11 protein-coding genes are annotated in these 10615 nt (G+C 70.2%); 7 read left to right on the top strand and 4 right to left on the bottom strand.

Translation table 11 applies throughout. The features are described from left to right. Positions 1 to 1408, top strand: a 1408-nt coding sequence (locus ACWEMY_RS24075) for an esterase-like activity of phytase family protein (RefSeq protein ID WP_452391837.1), incomplete at its 5' end; no start/stop codon positions are given. Here ACWEMY_RS24075 and ACWEMY_RS24070 read toward each other — a convergent pair. Then, positions 1401 to 2081 (bottom strand): DUF998 domain-containing protein, encoded by a 681-nt coding sequence (locus ACWEMY_RS24070; RefSeq protein WP_452391836.1) that lies wholly within the window; start codon positions 2079 to 2081, stop codon positions 1401 to 1403. The genes ACWEMY_RS24075 and ACWEMY_RS24070 overlap by 8 nt on opposite strands. A gap of 140 nt (positions 2082 to 2221) precedes the next feature. On the opposite strand from ACWEMY_RS24070, the gene ACWEMY_RS24065 reads away from it, so the two are divergent. Continuing rightward, positions 2222 to 2350: a hypothetical protein gene (locus ACWEMY_RS24065; RefSeq protein ID WP_375932636.1), complete on the top strand. Its 129-nt coding sequence runs from the start codon at positions 2222 to 2224 to the stop codon at positions 2348 to 2350. Between the two features lie 7 nt (positions 2351 to 2357). Here ACWEMY_RS24065 and ACWEMY_RS24060 read toward each other — a convergent pair whose 3' ends face one another. Together ACWEMY_RS24060 and ACWEMY_RS24055 are read right to left on the bottom strand one after the other, a co-directional pair. After that, positions 2358 to 2822 carry a very short patch repair endonuclease gene (locus ACWEMY_RS24060; RefSeq protein ID WP_452391835.1) on the bottom strand — a complete coding sequence of 155 codons (465 nt, stop codon included), beginning with the start codon at positions 2820 to 2822 and terminating at the stop codon, positions 2358 to 2360. Then, positions 2819 to 3952: a DNA cytosine methyltransferase gene (locus ACWEMY_RS24055; RefSeq protein ID WP_452391839.1), complete on the bottom strand. Its 1134-nt coding sequence runs from the start codon at positions 3950 to 3952 to the stop codon at positions 2819 to 2821. The genes ACWEMY_RS24060 and ACWEMY_RS24055 overlap by 4 nt, the downstream gene beginning before the upstream one ends. A gap of 341 nt (positions 3953 to 4293) precedes the next feature. Between ACWEMY_RS24055 and ACWEMY_RS24050 the strand changes: the two genes are divergently transcribed. The 3 genes from ACWEMY_RS24050 to ACWEMY_RS24040 are packed head-to-tail and all read left to right on the top strand — an operon-like array spanning position 4294 to position 8559. After that, positions 4294 to 6045 carry an ABC transporter ATP-binding protein gene (locus ACWEMY_RS24050; protein ID WP_452391834.1) on the top strand — a complete coding sequence of 584 codons (1752 nt, stop codon included), beginning with the start codon at positions 4294 to 4296 and terminating at the stop codon, positions 6043 to 6045. Beyond that, positions 6042 to 7892, top strand: a complete 1851-nt coding sequence (locus ACWEMY_RS24045) for an ABC transporter ATP-binding protein (RefSeq protein WP_452391833.1) — start codon at positions 6042 to 6044, stop codon at positions 7890 to 7892. Before ACWEMY_RS24050 ends, ACWEMY_RS24045 begins: the two co-directional genes overlap by 4 nt. 49 nt (positions 7893 to 7941) lie before the next feature. Further along, positions 7942 to 8559, top strand: a complete 618-nt coding sequence (locus ACWEMY_RS24040; protein ID WP_278260715.1) for a putative glycolipid-binding domain-containing protein — start codon at positions 7942 to 7944, stop codon at positions 8557 to 8559. A gap of 33 nt (positions 8560 to 8592) precedes the next feature. On the opposite strand, the gene ACWEMY_RS24035 is transcribed toward ACWEMY_RS24040, so the two are convergent. Next, entirely contained in the window at positions 8593 to 9540 is a 948-nt protein-coding gene (locus tag ACWEMY_RS24035; RefSeq protein WP_452391832.1) for a prephenate dehydrogenase, read from the bottom strand. Positions 9541 to 9598: 58 nt separating this feature from the next. On the opposite strand from ACWEMY_RS24035, the gene ACWEMY_RS24030 reads away from it, so the two are divergent. Together ACWEMY_RS24030 and ACWEMY_RS24025 are read left to right on the top strand one after the other, a co-directional pair. After that, complete coding sequence (locus ACWEMY_RS24030; protein ID WP_336084837.1) at positions 9599 to 10138, top strand: tRNA adenosine deaminase-associated protein; 540 nt, start codon at positions 9599 to 9601, stop codon at positions 10136 to 10138. A gap of 14 nt (positions 10139 to 10152) precedes the next feature. Then, positions 10153 to 10587: a nucleoside deaminase gene (locus tag ACWEMY_RS24025; protein WP_452391838.1), complete on the top strand. Its 435-nt coding sequence runs from the start codon at positions 10153 to 10155 to the stop codon at positions 10585 to 10587. Positions 10588 to 10615: the final 28 nt, after the last annotated feature.

The following is a 10615-nucleotide window of genomic DNA, read 5'->3' as shown; positions in this document are numbered from 1 at the left end:
GCTCGGGGTCGACGCGCACCCCGAGCACGGCTCGGTGACCCGCCGCACCGACGGTGCCTACGTCTACACCCCCGACGCGGGCTACACCGGCACCGACCAGTTCGAGGTCGGCACCACCGACGCGGTGCGGCTCTACACCACCGATATCCCGGTGCTCGGCGAATACGGCGGTGCCACCGTGCAGGGCAGTGGCTACGGCTCGGCGTGGACGCCGGTGCCGGGCAGCGCCGACGAGTTCTACGGCCTCACCGATCGCGGCCCGAACGTCGACGGTCCCGGCAAGAACGAGAAGCTCGCGCCGACACCGGCTTTCGTGCCGAAGATCGGCCGCTTCAAGCTGGTCGACAACCGCGCCGAACTGCAGTCGAGCATCGACCTGCGCAATGCCGCGGGCGTGCCGTTCAACGGCCAGGTCGACGTGGCCGCCGACACCGGCGAGACCATCAAGGATCTCCAGGGCTCCGTACTGCCGCCCACCGACCACGGCCTGGACCCGGAAGGTCTGGTGGCGCTGCCCGACGGCACCTTCTGGGTGTCCGACGAATACGGCCCGTTCCTGGTGCATTTCGACGCTCAGGGCCGGGAGATCGAGCGGTTGGTGCCGGGTGCCGGTCTACCGCGGGAGATCTCGCTGCGCAGCCCCAACCAGGGGATGGAGGGCCTGACCGTCACGCCCGACGGCAGCACGCTGGTCGGCATCGTGCAGAGCGCGATCAAGACCCCGGGGCTGGACGGTTCGGCCAAGGAGGTGCCGATCGCGCGGATCGTCACCGTGGACCTGAAGACCAAGGCGCAGAAGGAATTCCTGTACCCCTTGCAGGACCCGAAGCAGACCAAGGTCGCGGTCTCGGAGATCACCGCGCTGAGCGCGACGACCTTCCTCGTCGACGAGCGCGACGGTAATCTCGCGCCGAAGTCGGACAAGAAGATCTGGACCATCGACCTCGCCGGTGCCACCGATGTGGGCCCGCAGTCGACTCTGCCGGGGGCGACCTACGACGCCGCCAAGGGGGGTCTGCTGGTCGACGGCAAACCGATCGAGACCATGGTCGGCGTGGTTCCGACCGCCGACGCCGTCGCGGCGCTGCGGAAGGTCGGCATCACGCCGGTCGCCAAGACGGGCAACCTCGACCTGTCGGCCTTACTGGTCTCCCTCGACGACAAGGGCCGCTTCTTCGGCCACGACAAGATCGAGGGCATCGCCACCCTCGACGGCGGCAAGACCGTCTACATCGCCAACGACAGCGACTTCGGGCTGGCCGCGAGCACCGGCGAGCAGCCGCCGTTCGGGCTGAAGCCCAAGACGCTGCCCGACGGAGTGCAGGACGCCGGCGAGATACTCGCGGTCGACACCACGAAGCTGCCCGCGAAGGTCGGCGGCTACACGGTGAAGATCACCGTCACGTAGTCCACTCGCGGGCTTCGACGAGCACGGCGGCGGCCAGCGCGAGCAGCCACAGCGACATCGCGCCCACCTGGATGCGCTGGGCGATCCCGAGGGCGTAGGAGCCGGACAGGTTGTCGGCCACCAGCATCCAGATGGTCGCCGCCGAGCCGACGAGGAGCACGACCACGCCGAACTCGCGCAGGATCGCCCAGCGGTGATAGCGGTAGGCGGCGGCGCTGAACGCGAACGCCGCCACCGCGATCGAGGTCACCGCCAGCGTGCTGGTGAGCGCGTGCGGTTGGTGCAACTGCGGGAACAGGCCGCTGTTTCCACCGCAGTCGCTCACCACGGGATCGCAGTCGTGCAGCGGCAGCATCGCGTCGGCGATGGTCGAGGCGCCGAAGCACAGCAGGGCGAGCCAGCCGGTCGTGGTCAGCGCGCGGCGGCGGAAGATCAGCAGGCCGCCCAGCGCGGCGGGGATCAGCAGCAGCCCGACCAGCTTGTCGGCGGTCGCGAACACCTCGCGATAGGGCTTGCCCTCGGCATCGAGTTCGCTGAGGAAGGTATCGACCGGGTCGACGTGGATGGGGAGGACGAACTCGAGTACCCAGGAGGAGTAGCACAGGCCCGCGACGGCGATCGCGAGCGCGATCAGCACCGGGTAGACGCGGGAGAACCGGGCGAGTTCGGTCACATCGACCATTGTGCTGTGCGCGCCGAACAGGCCCGATAAGGCGCGGCGAGGCCGCGGGCGTGGTTTCATCACAACGCACACAGGTTGCTGTCAGGTTCACCGGGCAGGGTGGTGGAGGTAAACGAACCGGGAGGTCTTCGATGAGCTATGTGATCGCGATGGCGAGTACCGCCACGATCCTGGCGATGGCGGTGTCCGGCTATCTCGCCACCCAGGCGCGCAAGGCGCCGGTGCGAGTGCGAGTTCGTCACGACGCACGGCGGCGCTGAGCCGGTTCTACCCGGTCTCCGAGCGCGCGCGGACCAGCGCACCGATCTGTTCGGCCGCCGCGTGGGCGTCCTCGTGTTCCCAGACGCGCACCACCTGCCAGCCCGCTGCCGTGAGCGCGGCGTCGGTGGCGCGGTCGCGGGCCACATTGCCCGCCAGCTTGTCGGCCCACCACTGGGCATTGTTCTTCGGGGACGTCGCGTGTTCCGGGCAGCGATGCCAGAAGCAGCCGTCGACGTACACGGCGATCCGCAACCGGGGAAACACCACGTCAGCGCGTCGACGCTGCCCTTTGATGGGTGGCCGGTCGACGAAATAACGCAGTCCCGCCCGATGCAGTTCGCGCCGTAGCGCCAGTTCCGGGGCGGTACGTGCCCGCCGCTGCCGGGACATCCGCGCACTGGTCGCCGGATCGGTCGTCGGCCGCCCCGCCGCCGCGACGGAGGGGCGGGGACCGTCTCGGCGCGCGGTCATGCCGCCCAGCCGCCCATGCGGTCGAGGTGGTCGCGCACATCGTCGAGGAAGCCGGGCGGAAAGCGCAGGCTGCCCATGGAGGTGCGGCGCAGGAAGCCCGCGGTGGCGCGGGGGGAGAGCAGGCGGGACTCGGTGAGGAAGTTCTTCAGGTCCTCGTAGGGCTCGTGGACCGGCCAGGTCGAGACCGGCACCCGGTGCACGACACCCGCATGTCCCCAGGCCGCGGTCGGCCACGCTTCGCCGGGGCGCAGCGGTTCGCCGTCGGTGAGCGGGGGCAGCGGGTCGGCCAGGCGTTCGCCGACCCAGTTCGCCATGCGCACGCTCACCGCGTTGCCGACCAGTTTCCAGCGGTGGCCCTGCCGGACACCGGGGACGTCGAGGGCGGGGGCGGTCCAGTCCGCGGCGAAGCCCTGGAGGCGTTCGCCGTCGACGATGCCCGGGGTGACGATCTCGCCCGCGGGCAGCCGCACCGCCGGCGGGCTGGCGATGCCGAGGCCGGAGCCGCCCTTGAGTGTGGGCACCGCGTTCACCGCCCAGCCGAGGCCACGCACGCCCTCGGTCCAGTAGAAGCCGCACGGATCGCGGTCGGGGTCGCCGTAGTCGCGGGGGCCCGCGTCGTCGCCGAAGAGCACCTGACGGGGGTCCTCGGTGCGCGAGGCCAGCATCAGCACCCGCTGCCTGCGCTGGGGCAGCCCGAACGCGCGCCCGTCGACGACGCGATAGGCCCAGGTGTAGCCGAGTTCCTCGAGCGCGGCGGTGATGTGGCGCATGGCCGCGCCACGGCCGAGCTGGAGCATGAAGGGGACGTTCTCGATCAGCAGCCAGCGCGGTCCGCGCTTGCGCCGGACCAGCCGGAACACCTCGTCGACCAGGCCGGAGCGGCGGCCGGTGATGCCCGCGGTGCGGCCGGCCTGGGAGAGGTCCTGGCAGGGGAAACCCGCCGCGACCAGCTCGGTGTTCGCGGGCAGCGAGCGTAATCGGGTGATATCGCCGTGCAGGGGGACATCGGGGAAACGGGCGGCGAGCACTCCCTGGGCGCCGGGGTCGATCTCACAGAGCAACTCGGTAGCCCAGCCGTTTCCGGCGAGGCCGAGTTCGAGCCCGCCGATACCGGCGAACAGCCCGACCATCCGAGTCAACGACCCTCCTGTGTTCCGTCAGCGCCGTGCGCTGCTCAGCGCCGCGTTCTCGCTCCGCGGCGAATTGTATCGGCCCACGCGAAGGCCGCTTCGGGCGCGAACGTGGGCCCGGCCACCCCGGCGGAAAATCGGTGGCCGCGGGCAGGGGTCCGATGCGACTCTGGAGACACCGAACTTGTCGGACCCAGATGCGAACATCACCTGGCGTCTGTTCCGGGAAACATCCATCCACCGGACATCAAGGGGGAACCTTGTCTGTCACATTGGACCTGGCGGCAGCCGAATCGGAGGCCGACAGATCGGAGCCGTCCACACAGCCACCGCGCGGGGGAATGCGGTCGCTGCGGCGGTTCCTGCCCTACCTACGCCCGTACCGGGTGCCGCTGATCGCCGCCAATGTGCTGGCCATCCTCGCCACCAGCACGGCGATTCTCATCCCGCTGCTGATCGCGAAGGTGATCGACGGTCCGCTCGCGCACCGGGATTTCTCCGGGCTGCTGTGGCCGGTGGCGCTGGTCTTCGCGCTCGGCGCGCTCGAATCGTTCGGGATGTGGGGCAGGCGCTGGCTGGTGTCCAAGCCGTCCACGCTGTTCGAGATCGCCATGCGCGCCAAGCTGTTCACCCAGTTGCAGGCGCTCTCGATCGGCAGGCACGACGGCTGGCAGTCCGGTCAGCTGCTCTCGCGCGCGGTCGACGACATGAGCGTCATCCGCCGGTTCGTCGCGTTCGCCGGGCCGTTCCTCGTGGTGCACATGGTGCTGTTGCCCACCGGGTTGTGCGCGCTGTTCGTGATGAATTGGCAAGTGGGACTGATCTTCACGGTCGTCTCGCTGCCGCTCACCGGCTTCTGCCTGCGGTTCGTCCGGCGCTTCGAGGTGGCGTCGCGGCGCTCGCAGGACCAGTCCGGTGACCTGGCGACCATCGCCCAGGAATCCGCCCAGGGCGTGCGCGTGCTCAAGGCGCTGGGGCGCGGCCGGTTCTTCGGCTCGCGGTTCACCGCGCTCTCGCGCGAACTGCAACGCACCGAACTGCAGAAGGTGCGCCTGGACGCCACGCTGTGGGCGGCCATGGTGACCTTCCCGACCGTCGCGATCGCGATCTCGCTCGGCGTGGGCGGCTACTCCGTGGTGCAGGGCTCGATGACGATGGGCACGCTGGTCGCGAGCATCACCCTGGCGACATTCCTGCAGTGGCCGATCATCTGGACCGGTTTCCTGCTGTCGGAGCTGTTCGAGGCGCGCACGGCCGCCGACCGGTTCTGGGAGATCATCGACACCCCGCTCGACATCACCGACCCGGAACACCCGGCCGCGCTGCCCGAGCGGGTGCGTGGCGAGCTGGTCATCGACCACGTTCGCTTCGCCTACCCTCGATCGGGCGAGGGCACCGATGCCGCGGTGCTCGACGACGTCTCCCTGCGGATTCGTCCCGGTGAGACGGTGGCGCTGGTCGGTGCGACCGGCAGTGGCAAGACCGCACTGCTGGAACTGATTCCACGGCTCTACGACGTGGGCGAGGGCAGCATCACCATCGACGGCGTCGACATCGCCACGCTGCGCCTGGCGGAGCTGCGCCGGGTGGTGACGGTGGCCTTCGAGGAGCCGGTGCTGTTCTCGGCCAGCGTGCGCGAGAACGTGGCACTGGGCGATCCGCGCGCCACCGACGCCGACGTTCGCCAGGCGCTGGACATCGCGCAGGCCACCGAATTCGTCGACGAACTGCCGTGGGGCCTCGACACCAGGATCGGTGAGCAGGGCATGAGCCTGTCCGGCGGCCAGCGGCAGCGGCTCGCGCTGGCCAGGGCGGTGCTCATCGGTGAGAACTCCGCCGAGCGCGGCCGGATCATGGTGCTCGACGATCCGCTCTCCGCGCTGGACGTGGAAACCGAAGAGCGCGTGCAGGACCGGTTGCGCAGCGTGCTCTCGGGCGCCACCACGCTGCTGGTCGCGCACCGGCCGTCCACAGCCGCGCTGGCCGACCGGGTGGCCCTGCTGGCCGACGGTCGCATCGTGGCCGAGGGTACCCACGAGAAACTGCTGCGCGGCAACGCGCGGTACCGCGAACTGATGGGAGGTGAATCATGACGACGAGTACGGAAACGGCCACAGCGCAGGATGTTCCGGAACGCGAAGCCGACTGGCGTGGCATCGCCAAGGAGGACGACGCGGTCACCGGCACCGGAAACCTGGTGCTGGCCGGGCGTTCCCGGCGGCTGCTGCTGGATCTGGTGCGGCCCTACCGCAAGCAGGCGCTGCTCACCTTCGTGCTGATCCTGCTCGACAACGCGGCCAAGGTCTCGCTGCCGCTGTTCATCGCCTACGGCCTCGATCACGGCATCAGCGCGGGCAGACAGGGCGACTGGACACCGCTGCTCGCGACGGTGGCCGGGTTCGCCGCGGTCACCCTCGCCTCGGGTGTCACCACCTACTGTTTCCTGCGGGCTTCGGGGTCGCTGAGCCAGAAGGTGCTGTTCGATCTGCGGGTGCGCGCGTTCCGGCACACCCAGCGGCTGAGTGTGTCGTTCCACGAGAACTACACCTCGGGCAAGGTCGTCACCCGGCTCACCAGCGATATCGAAACCCTGCAGGAACTGCTGGAGGGTGCGCTGAACCAGGCCTTCGGCGCGATCCTGTCGGTGGTCACCATCGCGGTGCTGCTGGTCTGGCTCGACCCGATGCTGGCCTCGATCGTGCTGCTCGGATTCGTGCCGCTGGTGCTGGTGACCCGGTGGGCGCAGCGGCGGCAGCGGGCGGGCTACCGGCGCACGCGCGGGGCGATCGCGCGGGTGATCGTGCAGTTCGTCGAGGCCATGAGCGGCATGCGGGCGGTGCAGGCGTTCCGGCGTGAGCACCGCAACGAGGAGGTGCTCGCCGCCGAGGACAGCGAGTACCAGCGGGCCACCGCCACCGCGATCCGCGGTATGGGCGACTACGTGGGCCTGTCGAACTTCATCGGCAAGCTGACCACGGTCATCGTGCTGCTCGTCGGTGCCTGGCAGGTGATGGAGGGCAACCTCGCCCTCGGCGTGCTCGCGGCCTACCTGCTCTACCTCGACCAGTTCTACGGTCCGCTCGACGAGCTCGCCCAGGTGTTCAACTCCTACCAGTCCGCCGCGGCGGCCCTGGAGAAGATCTCCGGCGTGCTCGAGGAGGAGCCGTCGGTGGCCGAGCCCGACGATCCGGTGGCGCTGCTGGAGGCGCGGGGCGAGGTGCGGATGGACCACGTCTGGTTCGGCTACCACGACACCCGAGTGCTGCCGGAGTTCGATCTGGACATCCCGGCGGGCCAGGTGGTGGCGCTGGTCGGCGCGACCGGCGCGGGCAAGTCGACGCTGGCCAAGCTGCTCACCCGGTTCTACGACCCGAGCGGCGGCACCGTCAGCCTGGACGGGGTGGATCTGCGCAGGCTCACCGACGCGGATCTGCGCAGGCACGTCGTGATGGTGACCCAGGAGGCCTACCTGTTCTCCGGAACCATCGCCGACAACATCCGTCTCGGCAGGCCCGACGCCTCGGACGCCGAGGTGCGCGCGGCGGCCGCGGCGGTGGGGCTGGACCGGTTCGTGGCGTCGCTGCCGGACGGGTACGACACCGATGTGCGGACCCGTGGCGGCAGGCTCTCGGCCGGTCAGCGGCAGCTGGTGGCCTTCGCGCGGGTGTTCCTGGCCGATCCGGCGGTGATCGTGCTCGACGAGGCCACCTCCAGCCTGGATATCCCGGGGGAGCGGCTGGTCCAGCACGCGCTGGAGACGCTGCTGCGCGACCGGACCGCGGTGATCATCGCCCATCGGCTCTCGACGGTGGCGATCGCCGACCGGGTGCTGGTGCTCGACGCGGGCCGGATCGTGGAGGACGGCGCACCGGCCGAGTTGATCGCCGGGCAGGGCCGATTCGCCGGTCTGCATGCCGCCTGGCGGGATTCGCTGGTGTGATGCGCCCGTGTTGTACGGCAGCGGGGCCGATGTCGCTTACCGTAGAGAGGTGACGTCCCCAGCCCCGGGCCCGGCCGCAGGCCCCTCCGAGATCCGACCGGCCTCCCGGTGGCCTTCGGTGCTCACCTGGCGTGCCCACGACAACACCCGGATGGAATCGGTGCGGGTGACGGTGAACGGGAACCGGATCAGGGCGGCGGGCCGGATGATCGGCAGCGCGGGCGACGAACATCCGGCCTTCAGCGCCTCCTACGACCTGGTCACCGACGAGGCCGGCGCCACCCGCAGGCTCTCGCTGCGCACCACCACCGCCGCGGGCGAGCGGCATGCCTCCATCTCGCGCGACGAGGAGAACTACTGGCTCGTCGACGCGGGCGGCAGCCATGTGCGCTCGACCTTCGGCGGCGCGCTCGATGTGGATGTGGTGCTGAGCCCGTTCTTCAACACGCTGCCCATCCGGCGGTTCGGGTTGCAGAACGCCGTGGGCGATGTGCAGGTGCCGGTCGTCTACGTGCGGCTGCCCGATCTGCTGGTGCAGGAGGCCGAACTCACCTACTCCAGCGCCGCCGACGGGATCAATGTGCTGTCCCCGGTCTCCAGCGCCACCCTCACGGTCGACCCGGAGGGATTCGTCCTCGACTACCCGGGGCTGGCCGAACGCGTCTGAATCCCGGTCGCGTCCGCGCTCCCGGCTGTGCCGCTAGAGCGAGCGCAGCACCCCGCCGCGCTGACCCGCCCGCCACAGTTCGCCCAGCCAATCGCCTTCTCCCGGCGTCACGCCGGTGATCTCCCACCGCTCGCGCCGGTCGTAGGCGGTGCGCCCGCGGTAACCCTCCTCGACGAGTTCACCGAGCGTCCTGTCGGCGCGCAGCGATTCCCGCGCGGTGACCAGGGCGGCGATGGTCTCGTCGAGTACCCGGCCCAGCGCGGTGCCGTTGGGCTCGCAGATGGCGCGCACCAGGTCGGGCGCGGTCCCGGCGACGCGGGTGCCGTCGCGGAACGAACCGGCCGCCAGGCCCAGTGCCAGTGCCCCGCCGTCGGCACCGGCGGCGGCCAGCGCCTCGGCCAGGACGTGCGGCAGGTGCGAGATCCGCGCGACGGCCTGGTCGTGCTCGGCCGCGATCACCGGCACCACCACCGAGCCGCAGTCCAGCGCCAGCCGCACGACCCTGATCCACGGCTCGACCCGGGTGCCCTCGTCCACACCGACCGCCCACACGGCATCGCGGAACAGCTCGGGATCGGTTGCCGCCCAGCCTGATTCGGCTGTCCCGGCCATCGGATGACCACCCACGTAGTTCGCGTCGAGCCCCTGCGCGCGTACCGCGTCGGCGACCGGTTGCTTGATGCTCACCACGTCCGTGAGCGGGCAATTCGGTGCTTGCGTGGTGATGGCGGTGAGGATGGTGGCGACCGCGGGCATCGGCACCGCGAGGACCAGCAGCGCGTCGGTATCGGCGGCCCGGCGCAGGACCGTTTCCAGCTCGCCTGTGACGTCGAAACCGTCGCGACGCGCCGCCGCGGCACCCGAATCGGAACGGTTGTAGCCGAACGCCTCGTACCCCGCCGCGACGGCGGCGCGCAGCAGTGAGCCGCCGATCAAACCGGTGCCGAGGACGCAGACAGCGCCGCGCTGGTCGAGAGTCATCGGAACAGATTGGCACACGAGTTCATCATTACGGGCGGGACAGACTACCGTTTGGTCCATGGCAGCACAGCGCTCGGGCACGAACAGGGCGACGTCGGACGACGACTTCGACGTCGAAGGGTTCGCAGTGGCGGTGGTCCGCGAAGAAGGCACCTGGCGGTGTAGTCCGCTCACCAGCGATGCCCTGCACGATCTGTCGGTCGCCGAGACCGAACTGAAGGCATTGCGCAGCTCGGGCGCGGTATTCGGGCTGCTCGACGTCGACGACGAGTTCTTCGTCGTGGTGCGTCCGGCACCGAGCGGCACCCGGCTGCTCGTCTCCGACGCCACCGCGGCGATCGACTACGACATCGCCGCCGATGTCCTCGACGCGCTCAATGTCGAGATCCCCGACATCGACCCCGACGACCTCGACGACGTCGAACCGTGGGAAGAGGGCGACCTGGGCGTGCTGGCCGACCTCGGCCTGCCCGAACCGGTGCTCAGCGTGATCCTCGCCGAGACCGACCTCTACCCCGACGAGCAGCTCGGCATGATCGCCCAGCGTCTCGGTTTCGCCAACGAATTCGCGGCGGTGCTGGACAAACTGCCCCGGTGACCACCGAGCAGGACATGATGCGCGCCGCGATCGCCGCGGCCGCCGACGCCGACCCGCGCGATGTGCCGGTCGGCGCCGTCGTGTTCGACGCCGACGGGCGCGAGCTGGCCCGCGCTAGCAATGCCCGCGAGGCCACCGGCGATCCGACCGCGCACGCCGAGGTGCTGGCCCTGCGCGCCGCGGCCGCCGTGCACGGCGACAGCTGGCGGCTCGAGGGCGCCACGCTGGCCGTCACGCTCGAACCGTGCACGATGTGCGCGGGCGCGCTGGTGCTGGCACGGGTCGACAAGCTGATCTTCGGTGCCTGGGAACCCAAGACCGGCGCCGTCGGCTCGCTCTGGGACGTCGTGCGTGACCGCAGGCTCAACCACCGCCCGCAGGTGCGCGGCGGAATCCTGGAGACCGAGTGCGTGGCCCTGCTCGACGATTTCTTCCGAAACCAGCGCTGACCTGCCGATTTAACGATCCGGGCAGCAC

The organism is Nocardia sp. NPDC004415 (assembly GCF_053602435.1).
This window is presented reverse-complemented; position numbering and strand designations above follow the sequence as displayed.

What these genes read in the sequence shown, in the direction of transcription:
- ACWEMY_RS24030 (WP_336084837.1), top strand. Translation starts at nt 9,599, where the DNA reads ATGGCAGCACAGCGCTCGGGCACGAACAGGGCGACGTCGGACGACGAC.
- ACWEMY_RS24065 (WP_375932636.1), top strand. Translation starts at nt 2,222, where the DNA reads ATGAGCTATGTGATCGCGATGGCGAGTACCGCCACGATCCTGGCGATG.
- ACWEMY_RS24045 (WP_452391833.1), top strand. Translation starts at nt 6,042, where the DNA reads ATGACGACGAGTACGGAAACGGCCACAGCGCAGGATGTTCCGGAACGC.
- ACWEMY_RS24060 (WP_452391835.1), bottom strand. Translation starts at nt 2,822, where the DNA reads ATGACCGCGCGCCGAGACGGTCCCCGCCCCTCCGTCGCGGCGGCGGGG.
- ACWEMY_RS24035 (WP_452391832.1), bottom strand. Translation starts at nt 9,540, where the DNA reads ATGACTCTCGACCAGCGCGGCGCTGTCTGCGTCCTCGGCACCGGTTTG.
- ACWEMY_RS24050 (WP_452391834.1), top strand. Translation starts at nt 4,294, where the DNA reads ATGCGGTCGCTGCGGCGGTTCCTGCCCTACCTACGCCCGTACCGGGTG.
- ACWEMY_RS24055 (WP_452391839.1), bottom strand. Translation starts at nt 3,952, where the DNA reads ATGGTCGGGCTGTTCGCCGGTATCGGCGGGCTCGAACTCGGCCTCGCC.
- ACWEMY_RS24025 (WP_452391838.1), top strand. Translation starts at nt 10,153, where the DNA reads ATGATGCGCGCCGCGATCGCCGCGGCCGCCGACGCCGACCCGCGCGAT.